The sequence below is a fragment of the Aliiroseovarius sediminis genome, assembly GCF_022678485.1.
GTDB classification, from domain to species: domain Bacteria; phylum Pseudomonadota; class Alphaproteobacteria; order Rhodobacterales; family Rhodobacteraceae; genus Aliiroseovarius; species Aliiroseovarius sediminis.
The window spans coordinates 133,784-150,632 of the sequence record NZ_JALBYP010000034.1; the positions used below are offsets into that span (position 1 = coordinate 133,784).

16 protein-coding genes and 3 pseudogenes are annotated in these 16,849 nt (G+C 59.1%); 8 read left to right on the forward strand and 11 right to left on the reverse strand.

Going from position 1 to position 16,849, the window contains the following annotated elements; all coding sequences use genetic code 11:
• Nucleotides 1–294: 294 nt before the first annotated feature.
• From MN186_RS16555 to MN186_RS11320, 10 genes and pseudogenes are all read right to left on the reverse strand, one after another.
• Complete coding sequence (locus MN186_RS16555; protein ID WP_338024992.1) at nucleotides 295–435, reverse strand: FAD:protein FMN transferase; 141 nt, start codon at nucleotides 433–435, stop codon at nucleotides 295–297.
• Nucleotides 431–1,757, reverse strand: a pseudogene (locus tag MN186_RS16560) (PepSY domain-containing protein); the annotation flags it as partial. The pseudogene MN186_RS16560 and the gene MN186_RS16555, both read right to left, overlap by 5 nt.
• Nucleotide 1,758: 1 nt before the next feature.
• Nucleotides 1,759–1,908, reverse strand: a pseudogene (locus MN186_RS11285) (DUF2271 domain-containing protein); the annotation flags it as partial.
• A gap of 10 nt (nucleotides 1,909–1,918) precedes the next feature.
• Entirely contained in the window at nucleotides 1,919–2,041 is a 123-nt protein-coding gene (locus MN186_RS11290; RefSeq protein WP_420838929.1) for a hypothetical protein, read from the reverse strand.
• Between the two features lie 121 nt (nucleotides 2,042–2,162).
• Nucleotides 2,163–2,578, reverse strand: a pseudogene (locus MN186_RS11295) (transposase); the annotation flags it as partial.
• 249 nt (nucleotides 2,579–2,827) lie between these two features.
• Entirely contained in the window at nucleotides 2,828–3,649 is an 822-nt protein-coding gene (locus MN186_RS11300; RefSeq protein ID WP_242114472.1) for an MBL fold metallo-hydrolase, read from the reverse strand.
• Entirely contained in the window at nucleotides 3,639–4,574 is a 936-nt protein-coding gene (locus MN186_RS11305; protein WP_242114473.1) for an NAD(P)-dependent oxidoreductase, read from the reverse strand. The genes MN186_RS11300 and MN186_RS11305 overlap by 11 nt, the downstream gene beginning before the upstream one ends.
• A complete protein-coding gene (locus MN186_RS11310; RefSeq protein ID WP_242114474.1) occupies nucleotides 4,574–5,530 on the reverse strand; it encodes a shikimate dehydrogenase family protein in 957 nt (318 codons plus the stop codon). Before MN186_RS11310 ends, MN186_RS11305 begins: the two co-directional genes overlap by 1 nt.
• On the reverse strand, nucleotides 5,527–6,174 hold the full coding sequence (locus tag MN186_RS11315; RefSeq protein ID WP_242114475.1) for a bifunctional 4-hydroxy-2-oxoglutarate aldolase/2-dehydro-3-deoxy-phosphogluconate aldolase: 648 nt from the start codon (nucleotides 6,172–6,174) through the stop codon (nucleotides 5,527–5,529). Before MN186_RS11315 ends, MN186_RS11310 begins: the two co-directional genes overlap by 4 nt.
• A gap of 15 nt (nucleotides 6,175–6,189) precedes the next feature.
• Nucleotides 6,190–6,840 carry a glucose-6-phosphate isomerase gene (locus MN186_RS11320; RefSeq protein ID WP_242114476.1) on the reverse strand — a complete coding sequence of 217 codons (651 nt, stop codon included), beginning with the start codon at nucleotides 6,838–6,840 and terminating at the stop codon, nucleotides 6,190–6,192.
• A 442-nt stretch (nucleotides 6,841–7,282) separates the two neighbouring features.
• Here MN186_RS11320 and MN186_RS11325 point away from each other — a divergent pair, with 442 nt between their 5' ends.
• The 8 genes from MN186_RS11325 (at nucleotide 7,283) to MN186_RS11360 (ending at nucleotide 15,668) form a co-directional block, all read left to right on the forward strand.
• Nucleotides 7,283–8,038, forward strand: a complete 756-nt coding sequence (locus MN186_RS11325) for a carbohydrate ABC transporter permease (RefSeq protein WP_242114477.1) — start codon at nucleotides 7,283–7,285, stop codon at nucleotides 8,036–8,038.
• Nucleotides 8,038–9,054, forward strand: coding sequence for a carbohydrate ABC transporter permease (locus MN186_RS11330; RefSeq protein ID WP_242114478.1), 1,017 nt, complete (start codon nucleotides 8,038–8,040; stop codon nucleotides 9,052–9,054). Before MN186_RS11325 ends, MN186_RS11330 begins: the two co-directional genes overlap by 1 nt.
• 28 nt (nucleotides 9,055–9,082) lie before the next feature.
• Complete coding sequence (locus MN186_RS11335) at nucleotides 9,083–10,522, forward strand: extracellular solute-binding protein (RefSeq protein WP_242114479.1); 1,440 nt, start codon at nucleotides 9,083–9,085, stop codon at nucleotides 10,520–10,522.
• A gap of 81 nt (nucleotides 10,523–10,603) precedes the next feature.
• Nucleotides 10,604–11,683: an ABC transporter ATP-binding protein gene (locus tag MN186_RS11340; protein WP_242114480.1), complete on the forward strand. Its 1,080-nt coding sequence runs from the start codon at nucleotides 10,604–10,606 to the stop codon at nucleotides 11,681–11,683.
• Nucleotides 11,684–11,685: 2 nt separating this feature from the next.
• The gene (locus MN186_RS11345; protein WP_242114481.1) at nucleotides 11,686–13,179 is read left to right on the forward strand and encodes a xylulokinase; all 1,494 of its coding nucleotides are present in this window, start codon (nucleotides 11,686–11,688) and stop codon (nucleotides 13,177–13,179) included.
• Nucleotides 13,176–13,850: an HAD family hydrolase gene (locus MN186_RS11350; protein WP_242114482.1), complete on the forward strand. Its 675-nt coding sequence runs from the start codon at nucleotides 13,176–13,178 to the stop codon at nucleotides 13,848–13,850. Before MN186_RS11345 ends, MN186_RS11350 begins: the two co-directional genes overlap by 4 nt.
• Nucleotides 13,851–13,852: 2 nt before the next feature.
• Nucleotides 13,853–14,707: a sugar phosphate isomerase/epimerase family protein gene (locus tag MN186_RS11355; protein ID WP_242114483.1), complete on the forward strand. Its 855-nt coding sequence runs from the start codon at nucleotides 13,853–13,855 to the stop codon at nucleotides 14,705–14,707.
• A 94-nt stretch (nucleotides 14,708–14,801) separates the two neighbouring features.
• Nucleotides 14,802–15,668: a MurR/RpiR family transcriptional regulator gene (locus MN186_RS11360; RefSeq protein ID WP_242114484.1), complete on the forward strand. Its 867-nt coding sequence runs from the start codon at nucleotides 14,802–14,804 to the stop codon at nucleotides 15,666–15,668.
• A 160-nt stretch (nucleotides 15,669–15,828) separates the two neighbouring features.
• Here MN186_RS11360 and MN186_RS11365 read toward each other — a convergent pair whose 3' ends face one another.
• Nucleotides 15,829–16,827, reverse strand: coding sequence for an ABC transporter permease (locus MN186_RS11365; protein ID WP_242114485.1), 999 nt, complete (start codon nucleotides 16,825–16,827; stop codon nucleotides 15,829–15,831).
• Nucleotides 16,828–16,849 lie beyond the last annotated feature (22 nt).

Below are 16,849 nucleotides of genomic sequence, written 5' to 3' on the forward strand. Positions count from 1 at the left end.
GTAAGGTGATCCGGCGTTTACCGGACGCGGGGTCGGCGGGCCGTTTACGGCGAAGGGACGATCGGTCATTCAGGCCGCTATCATCACCGCAATACTCTTTTGAGCTGCCATTCAACATCTGCAGAAGTGGCATTCCTGAAGAGAGGCGGCTTTCCGCGTTTTCGCGCGGTCTTGAAGTGATCGACAGGGTTTGGTTCCACGCGGCTCATTCCGCTTCGGCCGGGGCGATTACGGCTGAATCGTCAGAAAAAAGTCGTCCGACTCCCACGCCCTTTGTGCGGCGGTTATCATCGCTCAGGAGGAACAGAGCGCCGCGCCCGCATCGAAGCCGAGCACCATGAGGGTCGTCGCCCAGGCGTCGGCCTCGGCACAGGCGCGGGCGACGACGGTGACGGAGGCCGGCGGAGCGAGCAGCCGCGCGCTGGCCTTAGGCAAGCGAGTAAAGCCGCGGTACGGCGTTGCCTTCCGGCAGGATACCGATCAGGTCACCGGCCACAAAGCGCGCGAACCCAGCGCCGATCAGTCGCTGCCAAAGCGAGACGCGCGGCAGAGTGAAACGCAGGATTGCCGTCGGTGCCTGCACCTCGGCGCCGTAGCCTCGGCGCGATACGAGGGTCAGCGTCTCGGTTTCGGGAAGGACGGGCTGGTGCGACAATTCCAAGGGGGTCCCAAGCGCCTCGCCGAGCGCGCAGCCCCAACGCGCGAAATCCTGCGGCGACTGACGGTCGATCGTGTCGAGCGGCATGAGTTCGGCTCAGCGCTTCGCTCCGGCTGCCGTAACGACAGCTTTGGCGAAGGCGCAGTAGGTTGGGAAGCTGTGGCCCCCGGCGCCGCGCCGGCCCCATAGGTCGCAGCAAGCAGGATGACCCGTTCGGCTTTTACATAGCGTTCAGGGGCGAAGCCCGACATCGGGCCCACATGCACGCTCTGCCCGGCTTGCGACAGCGCGGCGTGCAGCGTTACGGCGAAGCCCCAGGTGCTGCCGCCCTCGCTGCCGACAAGCAGGATCGCCTCGGCCCGGCCCACTGGCCGATTGCCCCGGATGCGGGGCCGCCCGCGCCGTCCGGCAAGCCAGACCGACACGCCGGTCGCGCCCATGGCCGGGACGCCGAGCGCCATCAGCCCAAGCACCAGCCCCGGCGTCGCCGCGCCGTGTCCGGTGTGCAGCATGTAGATGGTTTCCGAGAGACGCTCCCACCCGGTCAGGTCGGCCCAGGCAAGCAGCGCTCCGTCGCCCTGATCGAGACACCCGGTCCCCCGGTCGGTCTTCAGCGTGAAGGCGTCCGTCGCATCGCCGGGATAGGGAAAGCTCAACTCCGCAACTCGACCACGGGCGTCTGCTGCAACCTCGTCATCTGATCGAGGGCAAATCCCGTTTCACCGCTCACCTCGGCCGGGAAGGCTGGCGCTGCGCCACCATCAGGGAGCAGATCGAAGGTCGAGGCCGTCATCCACAAAGCCGTAGTGGACGACAGAATGAGGCCGATCACCGCAATCCGCGCAATCTCGACATGCAGCCGACCGGCAAGCGGCTCCCGCAGAGGCGCGAAACAGTGTCGCCAGCCGCCGACCCGCCGCACGACCAGCGCCGCACCGGAGAGCGACAGGACCAGTATCGCCAAAACCCCCGTTGCCATGGCGATGCGACCCCCTTCCCCGAGAAACAGCGAGCGATGCAGGTTGGTGAGCCAGCGGAGGGTCTGGTTCGGATCGGCAGAGGCCACGCCTTCACCCGTCTCCGGGTCGATCACGGCGGCGCACCGCCATCTCGTTCAGGCTGTCGCGCATGTCCTCGACGGCGGCGTCGATGTGGAGCCTGTAGCCCGCGCCGAACAGCGCGTCGGCAAGGTCGAGCGTGATTTCGAGCGTCCGGCCCGCGCCGACGCTGGCGCCGGTGATGCCGTTCATCTAGCCCGTGTCAGCCGGGCCACGGCACGCGGGACTGCCAGTCCACCATCGGCACGAAGCAATCATCATCCACCAGTGCGACCCCGGCGGGAAAGACCGCGAGAAAACCAAGAATTGTCAATGTCTTCTTCATGGGTCAAACTCCTCTATGCGGCCATCTTGATGTAATTCATGCGCGCCAAAGCTGACGATAACCCGAAGGGAGTTGGCCCACCCGCTTCAGCTTCGTGTCAGCCAGACGGATCATGGAGGGGCAAACGCTCTTCGTCAGCGCGTCCATGTGGCAATCGCCGTTGTGTGGATCGATGCTGGCCCAGAACGCGGCACACACGACGTTCTGAAATCTTGAACCGACTACGCACACGATCAATGCAGGCCCGCCGACGCGAGGGGCTCAGAAGTTTCCCGATGCGGCTTCTTTCAGGATCAACTTGTCCAATGTCAGGTCAGAAACCGCACACCGCAGGCGCTCGTTCTCTTTCTGTAGCCGCTTCAGTTCCTTAAGTTGCTCCGTGCCCATTCCACCGCACTTCTTCCAACGGTAATAAGTTTGTTCAGTCACACTGATCTGCCGGATCGCATCAATCCGAGGCATGCCTTGCCCCATCAGGACTTCAACCTGCCGCAACTTCACAACAATCTCTTCGGGCTTGGGTCTCTTAATGGCCATCGTTGGTTCTCCGCTTTCCTAACTATAGGGGCGGACCAGTTCAAAGGGGCAGGCTCAAGGAAAGTGCATGATATCACGTGGAGAACGATGGTGTTTGAAGGGTGAGTTACGCGGCATGACAAACCTCAAGTGTACTAAACTGACCAAATACCAAAATTAGTTCAACAGCCCCTTCTTCGGCGCGCAACTTTACCCAACACTCCCTTTTTCAAGCCTTTACCACCGGTATCTCTCTTCGCTTGCGCGGTCTTAGGGTTTCGAGAGCCCAAGGTGTTCGCCGGCCTGCGGGCGGACGATCAATACATCTTGCGAAGCTTTGGCAGCAGCATCGATTGCCTGCGGGTCCAACGTGTTGAAATCGAACATCCCAAAATGATGTGGCACCAGCATCGGATAGGGCGCTGCGATCTCCATGGCCTCTGCTAATGTGAGATTTCCCGGCACACCATCTCTTAGCCGCGCCGCATCTCGGCCGTTCACCGGCAAAAGCAGAACGTCGGGTTCAAATGCGGCGATTGCATCCTTCAGGCCGGCAAATGGAATCGTGTCACCCGAATGATAAACTCGCAGGTCTTGGGTTGCGATTCCATAGCCCAGAAAGGGATGCCGACCCTGTTCATCCAGATTGAAGTCTTCATGCGCTGCCGCAATGACATGCACCCAAAGGCCCGGCAACGGGTTCAGAACCTGACCTGCATCCGCGAGAAGCAGCCGTGCATCTGCGCCGATCCTCTCCTGTGCGATGGCCTCGACCGCGGCAGGAACAACAAAGGGCACATCCGCGAACCGTTGGTGAAGCGGTCCGAGCGTATCTGGGTCCATATGGTCGGTGTGGGCATGGGTCACCAAAACGATGTCGGGTTTCGGCAGGTCCATCACGTCAATCGGGGCGGGCATCATACGGATATGCGGGTGCTTCTTGCCGCGATACTTCGTGGCCAGACTATCCGACAGATAGGGGTCAATCAGAACGCGGTGCTGGCCCGTGTCCAGCCAGAAGCCCGCCTGCCCCAGCCAGAAAAGCCCGCACTGCCCTGCTTGCGGGAAACCGGTGATGCGATCAAACTGCATCGGACACCAACACATTCAACAGGTTATCGACCGCGCGCCGCGTGGATCGCGCGACGGATGCATCCGTAAAACCGCCAATATGGCTGGTCGCAATCACGTTTGGATGGCGCAGCAAAGCTGTCAGCTCTGGCGGTTCGGTGTGGAAGGCGTCGGCAGCATAGCTGCTGACCTGCCCACTTTCCAACGCTTCAAGAAGGGCCGCTTCGTCCACCAGACCTGCGCGCGCCGTGTTCACGATCACACCACCGTGGCCGAGCGCGGCAATCTCTTGTGCCCCAATCAATGGCCTGCCGTCCTTTTGCATCGGTGCATGCAGGCTCAGGACCTTGGCCCCGGCAATGGCAGATGTGAAACCGCTGCGCGTGAAGGCGGGATGCGTCACGACGCCATCGGGCGCGTAGGGATCGAACCCATACACATGCGCCCCCACAGCCAGACACAGCTCTGCCATGGTTGCGCCGATCGCGCCCAGACCGACAATACCCACTTTCGCACCTTGTATTTCGGACCCGATGCGACGCGGCCAATCGCCCGCTTTCACACCTGTATGCGTCGGCACCATGTTGCGCAGCCCTGCAAGGGCCAGTGCCAGGGCCAGCTCGGCCACGCCGCGCGCGTTCGTTCCTTCTGCACGCTGGATGACGATGCCAGCCGCTTCGACCGCGTCCAATGGCAGGTTATCAACACCGGTGCCATTGCGTGAAATAACCCGCAAGTCTTTGGCCGACAGAATGACCGCTTCCGATACGGGCTCAACGCCGGCCAGCCAGCCCACGCAGCCCGGCAGGGCCTTGACCAAATCCACCTCGGTCGGGGTCGCCCCCGGTGTCGGCATGACCAGTTCGAAGCCTGCACGCCTGAGCGGTTCAAGGTCTGGATGGTTGCCTTTTGACAACGAACGCGGGGTAATGAGGATCTTGGACATCATGCACGGCCCGTTGCTTGGGCGGCAATGCGCGAAATCTCGTCAAAACGCGGACCGGATACGGGGATGTCGACGTCAAACACCTCGGCGATCACCTGTGTCCAACCGTGGATAAAATAGGTCCAGCCATCCTCGATTTGCAGGCTCTTGGCATCTTTCTGCGCCTTGGCCTGATCCAGGAAGACCAGATCACCGCGGTAGTTCAGCTCCCAGACGATCGCGCGCTGGGGGAAATCGCCCGCAAAGGTCAGCGGCGAGCCGGGCGCGTCCTTACCAAGGCCGGTGGCGTTGATCACAAGCGAGCCAGGCTTCAACATTCCCAGCACGCGGTCGTTGTCCTGTGCTGTCGGGGCAAGGATATATTCGCACGCGATATCACTGCCCAAACGCTCATGAATATCACGGATATGATCAAGCCTCGGCTGGCTGCGGTTCGTCACATAGATTTTCGAGGGGCGATCAGCGCCGCGGGATTCCTGCATCAAATGCCACGTCAGCGCGATGGTGGACCCACCTGCCCCGATCGACATGACCTCGGCGCCCGTCTTTGCGAAATGGCCATCCGGCACAAACCCGTCAATGGACAGCCCCGACGAGATCGGGTCTTTTGCATGGCAAATCAGCGTGCCATCCCGCTTGGAAAGACAGGATGTTTCCGCCATCAGTTCAGCGTGGGCGTCGATGACATCGAACATGTCATGCGCCGCCTGAAACAGATCCAGCTTGTGAGTTGTCACCAGCGCGCCAAGCGACAGCGGATCGTTTTTGATGAAGTCCACGACGGCGCGGTAATTCTCGACACTATCATGGGGAACAAGGTCGATGCCCTTGATGGCGACATCCCCCAGCCCGAGATACTCGGCCCACTGGGGAAAAACCTTCATGATCGACGACGCGCCTGTTGTCACTCCAATAAAATAGAAGGTGGGCTTTTGGGCGGGGGCAAACTGCATCATGACTTACTCCGGATTTCAGCGACGAGGGCCACGGCAGCGGCGGCGTTTTCGGTGATCTTGGTCCAATTCCCGGCAGCAATATCATCGCGTGTGGCAATCCAGGTGCCACCCACGGCCCGCACGGTCGGCAGCGCGAGCCAATCTGCCAGATTGGCCATGTTCACCCCGCCCGTGGGGTTAAACCCGATGCCGGTATGTGCATAAGGGGCCGATATATTCTTGAGCATATTCGGCCCACCCGCTGCACCGCCGGGGAAGAACTTGACCATCTTGCAGCCCGCCTTCAGGGCCGCTTGCAGGTCGGTCGGTGTCATCACACCGGGGGCAAAGGGCATGCCTGCCTGTTTTGCGTGCGCCAGAACGTCTGCATCAAGGCCGGGCGACAAACAGAACCTTGCTCCGGCCGCCTGTGCGGCATCCAGCTGCTGGGTTGTCAGGACTGTCCCTGCGCCTATTTCGACGTCGGGGCGTTCCTTGGAAATCGCGGCGATGGCATCGCCTGCCGCACCCGTGCGAAACGTGATTTCGGCAACTGGCAAACCACCGGCGATCAGGGCATCAGCCAAGACAACCGCTTGGGACGCATCATCAATCGCGATGACCGGAACCACGCCATACTGTGACAGTCTATCAAAAATGCTCATATCAATTCCTGCTTTCTAGCTGTGATCGTTTGTGGAAATCGGGGCATCGCATGTGGCAAGCACGCGGCGGATGTCGTCGGCGCTGCGCGGGCGATACGCGGCGTTATCGACGGCCTTCCAGCCGCTCCCATCCGCGACAATCCGCTTTGCCATACCGCCCGAGCGGGCGATGATTTCGTAGTCCTGCCCGGAATCAACCGGGTAGCAAAAGCTCATCACCAGTGCGGTGTCACCGGTATTTACTGACCGGTGTATCCACATGGGCGGCACATAGACCAACTCGCGCGCGGATATCTCGAGGATTTCCGTTTCCCCTTCGGGACTTTCAAGAAGCATTAAGCCGGAACCACTTTCGCCGTAATATGTCTCGGGGCGGTTCGCGCGAGCGTGGATGTGGCCGCGGGTCATATAGAATTCGTCCCCGACCCGTCCGGGCTCCATCCAAGTTGTGCCAAAGATCAGATCACCGGCCACCTGCTGCGGGCGTTTTTCGTGAACCCGATACACCACGTGATCAGGGTCTGCCTGAGACAGCCGTTTGAACGCATCAGAGTCCGCATAAAGACCTTCCAGGTCCCCGATCCGCTTTTCATAGCAGCCACTTGCACCCCGCATATCCCCAGAAGCAGGGTCGATGCGGTGACTTGAAGGACGGGCATATTTCATAGGTATCTCCCAAATTTTGTAGTTTTAATACACAAAACTGATCGCGCTGACAATCTCTATTGCGTCCGATCGGCGAGTGAAAGCCGCCCGGGGCATCAGATATTCCGCACTTTCCAGCCTATTAGCTTATATTTTATTGAGCCTAAAGGAAGAATGTCGCCCGCCTCTTTCGTGCGACGTCAGCACATCCGCAACCCTATGCGCCAGTAGAGATTTTAGCAAAAATTCGTAAAGATAGTAGCTGAACTACATATTTTACTTGACCAACACTGTGACTTTCGTCACCGTCCTTCCCAAATGGGGGTCAGATTCTATGCCATCTGCAGCAAGTAACGATCGAATAAAGCACCTATTCCTATGGCCTGCGTTTCTGGTCGTTTTGCTTGTCACGCTTTTTCCACTGATCTACGCCCTCGTCGTTTCGTTTCAGGCGGTCCGTCTCGTGCCGCCGACGCCTGCACGGTTTGTCGGATTCGACAACTACGCTGAAATCATCCAGTCGGCGCGGTTTTGGGGGTCCGTTCAGGTCACAGCGGTGATCGTGTTCACCTCTGTCGCATTCCAATTTGTTTTGGGCTTCGCGCTGGCGCTCGCGTTGCATCATAATGTACCTGGGGCGACCCTCTATCGCGTTACTTTCCTGCTGCCGATGTTTCTTGCACCTGTTTGCGTCGCACTCATCGCGCGGATGCTGTTTCACCCGGTCCTTGGGCCAGTGAACGACCTATTCACGGCTCTTGGCTTTGAGCACGTCCCGTTCCTGACCAATTCGACTCTCGCGATTTCGACGCTGATCATCGTGGAGGTGTGGCAATGGACGCCGTTTGTCATTTTGCTGATGCTGGCCGGCCTTCAGGGCCTGCCTTCCGAAGTGTTCGAGGCGGCGCGGGTCGACAATATCTCAGCGTGGCGCCGGTTCCGTGATCTGACGTTCCCGATGCTGCTGCCGCTTTCGATCGCAGTGATTTTCATTCGTCTGATCGAAGGGTTCAAACTGATCGACACCGTCTTTGTGCTGACAGGTGGCGGGCCCGGGACATCGACCGAAACCCTGACACTTTTCGCCTACAACGAAGGGTTCAAGAAGTTCAACATTGGCATGACATCGGCGCTTAGCTTTCTGTTCCTGATCGTCGTGATCGTCTTCGGCACACTCTATCTGGCCGCCGCACAACGACTTACAAAGAGGTACCGCTGATGCAATCGCAGGGCTATCGTCGCATTGGGTTCTTCATAGCGTTGCTATGGCTGTTCTTTTGCATGTTTCCGCTTTGGTGGGTCTTGGTCACGGCATTCAAGCCGCCGCTGGCTGTCAGCCAGAACGCGACCTATATCCCCTTCGTTGATTTCCAGCCGACGCTACAGGCCTTCCGCGAGGCCTTGTCAGGTGTGCGGGGTGACTTTGCCGGGCCGATCATGAGTTCGGTGATCGTATCCGTCCTTTCTACAGGTCTGGCCGTCTTTTTGGGGTCTATGGCGGCATATGCGCTGGTGCGGTTCGAATTTCGCATCCGCCTGTTGGCTGGCCTTGCCTTCGCGGTTATGGCCATCGGCGGCTTTGCCTACCTCAGCCAGGGCTGGGGGATACGGGTGCCTTATGCGCTGTCGCTTGTCTTGCTAATTTCCCTGCCAATCGCGGTTTGGCTGAATGGTCGTGCGCTGCCGGGGCCGGTGCTGGGCAACAATGATGTCACGTTCTGGTTTGTGTCCCAACGGATGTTCCCGCCTATCGTGTCCGCCTTTGCACTGTTTCTGCTTTACGCAGAGATGAACAAGGTGGGGTTTCGCATGCTCGACAGCCTGCCCGGACTTGTGCTGGCCTACACCGCCTTCGGCCTGCCTTTTGCCGTATGGTTGATGCGCGATTTCTTCGAAAACGTCCCGGTGGAGGTCGAAGAGGCCGCCAGGGTCGACGACATCGGGCGCTTGCGCATCTTTTTTCAGATCGTGTTGCCGATGTCCAAACCCGGGCTGGTTGCAACGTCGATGATCATCCTTGCGTTTATCTGGAACGAGTTTCTGTTCGCACTGCTTCTGACCTCGTCAAAATGGCAGACCCTTCCCATCCTGATGGCTGGTCAGAACTCCAGCCGCGGGGACGAATGGTGGGCGATTTCTGTCGCGGCGCTGATTTCGATCATTCCAATGATCTTTGTCGCAATTTTTCTCGGCCGCATGATGCGTTCGGGCTTTCTGGCCGGTTCAATCAAATAGAACCGCTATTCAACGGAGGAGACTACTCATGAAACAACTGCTATTGGCCACGGCCTTGGTCCCGATTGCCGGGTTTGCGCAGGCCCAGTGCTCCCCGGATTATTCCGGCGTGACCCTAACGGTATCGACGCAGAACGGTCCGTTCATCGCGTCGGCCCTAAAGACGGCCGCCGAAAGCTGGTCGGAAAAGACCTGCGGTGAAGTGGAGATCGTGGAATTTCCGTTTTCCGAACTGTATCCCAAGTTTCTGACCGCGATGAGCCAGCAAACCGGCGACTTCGATGTCATCGGCTTCATCCCGGCGTGGACACCGGATTTCGCGCCCTATCTGGCGACGATGCCCGACGATATGCAGCAGGGCGCGGCATGGGACGACATTCACCCCGTCTACCGGGACAGGTTGATGTCGTGGCAAGGCGAGATCAAGTCGGCCACTATGGACGGCGATATGCATATGTTGAACTACCGCGCGGATCTTTTCGAAGATCCTGCCAACATGGCAGCTTTCAAAGAGCAGTACGGCTACGATCTGGCGGCCCCGGTCTCTTGGGATCAATACTACGATATTGCCAATTTCTTTAACGCCAGCGATGTGGTCGATTACGGAACCGCCGAGGCCTATCGCCGTGGCGGCCAGCAGTTCTGGTACTTCTTCAGCCATGCGGCTAGCTATACCAACAACCCCGCAACCCCCGGTGCAATGTTCTTCGATCCCGAAACGATGGATGCGCAAATCAACAATCCGGGATGGCTGCGCGCCCTTGAAGAATACAAGGCGGGGTTGGAATTTGGCCCTCCCGGCTCTCTCAACAACGGTTCGGGCGATGTGCGGCCCCTGTATTCCGGTGGCTCGGTCGCAATGAACATCGACTGGGCTGACTCGGGTGTGCTTGGCGCGACGGAGGGATCTATCGCAGGCAATGTGCGCACGGCCGTGCTGCCCGGATCGACCGAAATCTGGAACTCAAAGACAGGCGAATGGGATAAGTTTGATGATCCAGTGGCGTCACCATTCCTGGCCTTTGGGGGTTGGCAGGTTGCCGTGCCGTCAGACAGTACGCAACAAGAAGCTGCCTGGTCCTATGTCGCCGAACTGACAAGCCCCGAAGTGTCCAGCGTCGCGATCGTGACGGCGAACACAGGTGTGAACCCCTATCGCCTGAGCCACTACGAGAATCTCGATAGCTGGTCCGACATCTTCACACCTGAAGAGGCACAAAGCTATCTTGGCGCACAGCGGGCATCGCTTGATTCCCCGAACGTCGCCCTTGACCTTCGTCTGCCCGGCTTCTTCTCATACACAGAAGTGCTTGAGGTCGAATTGTCCCGTGCGCTGGCCGGTGAGATCGAGCCGCAGGAAGCGCTCGATGCAATTGCAGCCGAATGGGACAAGCTCACCGACGAGTTCGGGCGTGACGCACAGCTGGCGGCCTATCGCTCCTCCATGGGCCTGCCCCCGCTGGAATAACAGACCAAAGGCGGCTCCGGGAATCCCGGGGCCGCTCCTCCCCTTCCTTCGCGTTCAATCTGACTGAAAGACAACCAAGCCATGACAAACGCCTCTTCAGAACCTCATGTCGCGTTCAAGGCGATCAGCAAGTCCTTTGGCGAACAACAGGTGATTCCGCCACTTGATCTGGAGATCAATCGCGGAGAATTCATTGTCCTTGTCGGCCCATCGGGGTGCGGCAAAACAACGACCTTGCGGATGCTGGCAGGGCTGGAAACGGTCACATCGGGCACGATCGAAATCAGCGGCAAAGACATTACAGACACGCGCGCGGGCGCGCGCGACTGCGCGATGGTGTTCCAGAACTACGCGCTTTATCCGCATATGAGTGTGCGTGACAATATCGGTTATGCCATGAAGGTACATGGGGCCGATCAATCTGAAATTGACAAACGCGTATCCGAAGCAGCGACACTGCTGGGTCTTGACCCCTATCTCGATCGCAAACCGAAAAACCTGTCCGGTGGGCAGCGGCAGCGCGTCGCCATCGGACGCGCACTTGTGCGAAAACCTCAAGTCTTCCTGTTCGACGAGCCCCTGTCCAACCTTGATGCAAAACTGCGGGTCGAAATGCGAACTGAAATCAAGCTGCTGCAAAAGCGGCTTGGCACGACAGCGGTTTATGTGACCCATGACCAGATCGAGGCGATGACGATGGCGGACCGCGTGGTGGTCATGCAGGCGGGAAAGATCGAACAGGTCGCTGCGCCCATTACCCTGTATGAAGAGCCAGCGAATAGATTTGTGGCAAACTTTATCGGCTCGCCCGCAATGAACTTCTTTGATGTCGCGATCCGGGATGGCGCTGTGCACCTCGGGGATCAAAAGCTCCCCCTGCCCGCCGAAACCGCCGCTCGCGTCGGCGCACGCGAAAAGGTCATCATGGGCCTGCGTCCCGAACATATGAACGGCGGCGACCACCCCGCAGAACTGCATGTGCAGTGCCAGACGCTTGAGCCTTTGGGCGCACATACATTGGTGCTGGGCGAGGTTGCAGGCACCAAAATGGTCGCACAGGTCGCACCACGCTTCCCCGCCCAGGCCGGTGAAACCTGCACGGTGCTGGCCGATATGGCGCATGTCCACTTCTTTGACCCTGACACCGAATTGCGGATCTAGTCATGCGCGATCTTTATCTTTCCATTGACGTTGGCACGGGTGGTATTCGCTCTGCGCTGGTTGATAGGGATGGGCGCATCGTTGCCTTTGCACATCAGGAGCACGAGCAGATCGTTCCGCAATTCGGCTGGTCCGAACAGCGTCCCGCGGACTGGTGGGCGGGAACGGTTGCAACGCTTAAGGCCGTATTGTCAAAAGTCGATAATGCCTCTGCGCGGGTTGCGGCCATTTGCGCTTGCGGGCAGATGCACGGCTCGGTTCTGATTGACGATGATGGCGTGCCCACCCTGGACGCCGTGCCGCTGTGGAACGACAAACGCAGCAACCCCCAGGTCGAAGCCTTTGCCGCGCGCGTGCCGCATGACCAGTCCTTGGGGTTGGCCGCCAACCTGCCCTCGCCCGCTTGGCCCGCGTTCAAGCTGGCGTGGATCGCGGAAAACCGGCCCGACGCGCTGGCGCGCAGTTCGGCATTGTTGATGCCGAAAGACTGGATCAACTTCAAACTGACCGGACGGCGCGCGCAAGATATAACCGAAGCCTCCCTGAGTTTTCTCATGGACTGGCGGACGCGCGAATGGTCCGATGAGCTTTGCGAGCTGACGGGCGTGTCGCGCGGGTTACTGTGTGACCTCTTGCGGCCAGAAGAAATCCTTGGCCCGCTTTTGCCACAAGTGGCCGAACAGACGGGCCTGCCAGCCGGGCTGCCGGTCCTTGTCGGGGCAGGTGATTACCCGATGGCGCTGATCGGCTCGGGGGTGATCGCACCCGGAATGGGGTCGGACGTGACCGGCACATCGACGATCGTCACCTTGATGCACGACGAACCGGTTCTAAGCGCGGGCATTTCAAACGTGATTTCCGCCAATGGTGACTGGGGTTCGATGACTTTGCTTGATGCGGGCGGTGATGCCGTGCGTTGGGCGCGGCGCGCTTTTCACGACAACGAACGCAGCTATGCACAGGTTGCCGAGGACGCAGCGGGCGCCGATGTCGGCTCCAAGGGCATGTTCTTCCTGCCGTATCTGTCGGGTGAACGATTTGGCGCGCACCGGAACTCGCGCGCGCAATTCTTCGGGATTTCCGCCAGCCACGGCTTGCCCGAGATGCACCGTTCCGTCCTTGAGGGCGTTGCCTTCTCTGTGCGCCACAAGCTGGACATGCTGCAAGGCGGGCACGGGCGGCCAGACCGGATCGTCGCCGCAGGCGGTGGTGCGCGCAATTACCTTTGGCTGCAAATCAAGGCCAGCATGTATAACGTCCCCTATATGGTGCCAGAAGAGCTGGAATGCGGCGTGGTTGGATCGGCGATGTTGATGGCAACGGCGACGGGGGCCGCGGACTCGTTGGAAAGTGCAGCGAAGACCATGATCCGCTTCACGCAGGACGTGCCCCCCAACCCACGTTGGGCCGAGGTTTATGACAGGATGATGCCGCTTTACGAGCGGCTATACCTCACATCGCAATCGTTTTATGACGAGCTGGATCATTTGGTATGACACGTCACGCGATCCTGTGGGACATGGACGGCACCTTGATCGACAGCGAACCCGTGCACGGTTTGGCCTTTGATGCGGCGGTCCGCGCGTTGGGGCTTATCATCCCTGATGGGTTTCACGATGACCAGATCGGGGCCGACGGGGAACACGTCTTTCAGGCTTTGGTGGATCAGACAGGTATCTCGATGGGCCTTGATGCGTGGCTGGCGCTGAAATGGCACCACTTTTGCGACCATGCGGACAGGATCGAGCGTCGGGAGCCGGTCAGTCGGGTCGCCGAAAAGCTGGCCGCACAAAATACCCCGATGGCCGTCGTCTCAAATTCCACCCCTGAAGAAGTCGTTCTTGGCCTGAAGATGACGGGCCTTGCCCACATCAGTGATGTGATCATCTCGCGGGCAGATGTCGAAGAAGGCAAGCCGGACCCGGAAGGATACCTACTTGCGGCATCGCGCCTGCGCCGCCAGCCCGACAATTGCCTTGTGGTCGAAGACAGCCTGCTGGGGTCAAAAGCCGGGGTGGCCGCAGGCATGTCTGTGCTGTTTCACCCGCAGTCGCCCCTGACAGACATGAGGCTTTTACCAAAGGGGGCCAGCTACCTTGCCCCTGACGCGGACCCGATGGAGACGATCGTCCGGTTCCTGACGAACGGCAACCTTGAGGAGGCATAGAAATGCGCGGTTTTGGTATTCACTCAAGCATCTGGACGATGGATTGGACGCCACAAGCGGCTGAACATGCCGTCGCGCAAGCCAAGCAGTACGAATTCGAATTCATCGAAGTCGCCCTGCTCAACCCCACAAATGTCGACACATCCCACAGCCGCGACTTGTTCGCCAAAGCCGGGATCAGCGCCGTCTGCTCGCTTGGGATGCCCGATGGGGCATGGCCCTCGCGCGATCCGGATGCGGGCCTCGTGTTCCTGAAAACCGCCATTGATGCCGCCGCCGATATGGGGGCCGAGGCCTTGTCCGGCGTCATTTATGGCGGGATCGGCGAACGCACCGGCCAGCCACCCACCACGGGTGAATACGACAACGTCGCACGCTGTCTGCGCGCCGCCGCCGCCCACGCAAAGCAGCGCGGCATCCTGCTGGGGATCGAACCCGTGAACCGCTACGAAACCCATCTGATCAACACCGGCTGGCAAGCAGTGGACATGATCGAGAGGATCGGCGCGGAGAACATGTTTATCCATCTGGATACCTATCACATGAACATCGAGGAAAAGGGCGCGGGCAACGGTATTTTGGATGCGCGCGCGCACCTGAAGTATATTCACCTGTCCGAAAGTGACCGCGGTGTGCCGGGTAAGGGCACATGCGATTGGGACGAGATCCACGCCACGCTGGCAGCTATCAACTTCAGCGGCGGGCTGGCGATGGAAAGCTTTATCAACATGCCACCGGAATTGTCATGGGGACTGTCCGTTTGGCGCCCCGTGGCCGACAGCACAGAACAAGTCATTACCGAGGGCTTGCCGTTCTTGCGCGGGAAGGCCCGCCAATACGGCCTTATCACGGGATGATCGGGTCAGGCCGACGATCTTTTGCTGCAAGTTTACGTTTCCCCTGCTGTATTCTTTTCGCTAGTGTGACGCCGTCAAAGGTTGGTGAGGTACAGTGAACAAACAAGACGACAACCTGCTGGAACAAATCAGCCGCCAACTGCCCGAATTGAAACGCTCGCAACGCAAGGTTGCGGATTTCGTGCTCGAGAACCCGGCAGCCGTGACGGAAATGCGGCTTTCGGATATTGCCGCCAAGACAGGTGTCAGCGAACCGTCGGTCATCCGGTTTTGCGTGTCTGTCGGGTGCAGCGGTTATCAGGATCTCAAAATTGCCCTCGCCCGTTCGCTGGCTTACGGACGGGCCACATCACACAGTGCCATCTCGCCGGTTGATGATGTGGATGATGTGATCGACAAGATTTTCGATTTCAACCTGTCCAGCCTGAACTGGGTCCGCTCCAAGCTGGACCACGCGCAAATCGTCCGGGCCGTGGATGCGCTCGCTGCAGCGCGCCAGATCCAGTTTTTCGGCTTTGGGGCGTCGGCAATCGCCGCGCTGGACGCGCAGCAGAAGTTTCCGCTGTTTGGCAAACCATGCGGTGCACCTGCGGACGGACATCAGATGATGATCATGGCGGCGATGCTACAGAAAGGCGATGTGGTCGTTGCGATCTCCAACACCGGAGCGACGCGCGAGATCTTGCAATCCGCACAAGTCGCACGGGACCGCGGCGCCGTGGTGATTGGCATCACAGGTGCGCCCGACACTCCGCTTGCACGCCGCTCTGACATCGTGATTTCTGTAGAAACGCTTGAAAATACAGACCTTTACACCCCGACGATCAGCCGGATCTCTGCAATGGTCGTGATCGACATATTATCAACCTTGTCAAGTTTGCGTTTACCCAAAGACCACCAAACGCGCATTGCCGAGATGAAAACGCTTCTGTCTGACATCCGCAACACCGGTATGCTGTAAACGACCGGCGCACGTGCCTGCTGTCATCGAACTTAACACCCACATAATAAGATCGGATCCGCAACTGATCTTTCAACAAACAAGGCCGCGCCAGCGAAAACTGGCGCGGCCGTTTGCGATTTCGAACACGACATGATGTGCTGCGCGTGGGGTTGCGGTGTTAACCAAACATCCGGACGCGCAGGGCATCAATCGCCACGGCGATAAAGATCATGAAGCCGCCAATCATGCCGACGTAGAAGGACGGAACCGACACAATCGCAAGGCCGACCTGAATAACCGTCAACAGCAAAACACCTCCCAACACACCGATAACATTGCCCCGGCCGCCAAAGACGGACACGCCGCCAATGATGGGCGCGGCAATGGCATAGAGCAAAAAGCTCTCGCCTTGGTTGGATGTGATGGCCATCTGCCAGGACGCCAGCAGAAAGCCCGCAAGCCCAGCCAGAAAACCGGAGAGCGTGTAGGTCTTGATCTTCACTGCATCCACGCGGATACCGGCAGACTTGGATGCGGTCGGGTTGCCCCCCACGGCATAGATGGAGCGGCCAAATACCGTACGCGTCAACACCACGCCCAATCCGATAATGGAGGCCACAAAGACCAGCGGCATAATCGGCCAGCCACCTGCAACAGTCGCCTGCCCGATCCAGACATAACCATCGCCCAGCTCAGTCAGGGTGCGCCCTCGGGTCATCGCGAGGAGCGAGCCTTGCAGGATAATCATCATCGACAGGGTCTGGATCAGGGAAACCATCCGTAGCCGCGTGATGCACAGCCCATTGAAAAAGCCGATGGCCGTCGCCATCGCGATACCGGCCAACGCACCACCCCACCACGGCAGGCCCAGTTGTGTCATGGCGATGGCGCCCACAGCGGACGAAAACCCTGCGTTTGCAGGGATCGACAAGTCGATCTCGGCCACCAATAGCGGCAAGCACATCGCCAAGCCGAGCACGCCCAGAACAGTGGCCTGAACCATGATGTTCTGCATGTTGAAAACCGTGAAGAAAAACTGGTTGAACATGCCAAACAAGATGACAAGGGCAACAAGCCAGATCCAAACCACGTTTTGCAACACCCAGGCCAACATGGAATTGGTCTCGGTTCCTTTGGCTTTCGCGGGCGTTGTATTTGCTGTTGTTGTATCAGTCATCGCGTTTTTTCCTTGCTTGATA

Excerpts from the sequence above, each read along its gene's own strand:
- MN186_RS11290 (WP_420838929.1), bottom strand. The coding sequence starts at position 2,041 with ATGAAGAAGACATTGACAATTCTTGGTTTTCTCGCGGTCTTTCCCGCC.
- MN186_RS11300 (WP_242114472.1), bottom strand. The coding sequence starts at position 3,649 with ATGCAGTTTGATCGCATCACCGGTTTCCCGCAAGCAGGGCAGTGCGGG.
- MN186_RS11305 (WP_242114473.1), bottom strand. The coding sequence starts at position 4,574 with ATGTCCAAGATCCTCATTACCCCGCGTTCGTTGTCAAAAGGCAACCAT.
- MN186_RS11310 (WP_242114474.1), bottom strand. The coding sequence starts at position 5,530 with ATGATGCAGTTTGCCCCCGCCCAAAAGCCCACCTTCTATTTTATTGGA.
- MN186_RS11315 (WP_242114475.1), bottom strand. The coding sequence starts at position 6,174 with ATGAGCATTTTTGATAGACTGTCACAGTATGGCGTGGTTCCGGTCATC.
- MN186_RS11320 (WP_242114476.1), bottom strand. The coding sequence starts at position 6,840 with ATGAAATATGCCCGTCCTTCAAGTCACCGCATCGACCCTGCTTCTGGG.
- MN186_RS11330 (WP_242114478.1), top strand. The coding sequence starts at position 8,038 with ATGCAATCGCAGGGCTATCGTCGCATTGGGTTCTTCATAGCGTTGCTA.
- MN186_RS11335 (WP_242114479.1), top strand. The coding sequence starts at position 9,083 with ATGAAACAACTGCTATTGGCCACGGCCTTGGTCCCGATTGCCGGGTTT.
- MN186_RS11340 (WP_242114480.1), top strand. The coding sequence starts at position 10,604 with ATGACAAACGCCTCTTCAGAACCTCATGTCGCGTTCAAGGCGATCAGC.
- MN186_RS11345 (WP_242114481.1), top strand. The coding sequence starts at position 11,686 with ATGCGCGATCTTTATCTTTCCATTGACGTTGGCACGGGTGGTATTCGC.
- MN186_RS11350 (WP_242114482.1), top strand. The coding sequence starts at position 13,176 with ATGACACGTCACGCGATCCTGTGGGACATGGACGGCACCTTGATCGAC.
- MN186_RS11355 (WP_242114483.1), top strand. The coding sequence starts at position 13,853 with ATGCGCGGTTTTGGTATTCACTCAAGCATCTGGACGATGGATTGGACG.
- MN186_RS11365 (WP_242114485.1), bottom strand. The coding sequence starts at position 16,827 with ATGACTGATACAACAACAGCAAATACAACGCCCGCGAAAGCCAAAGGA.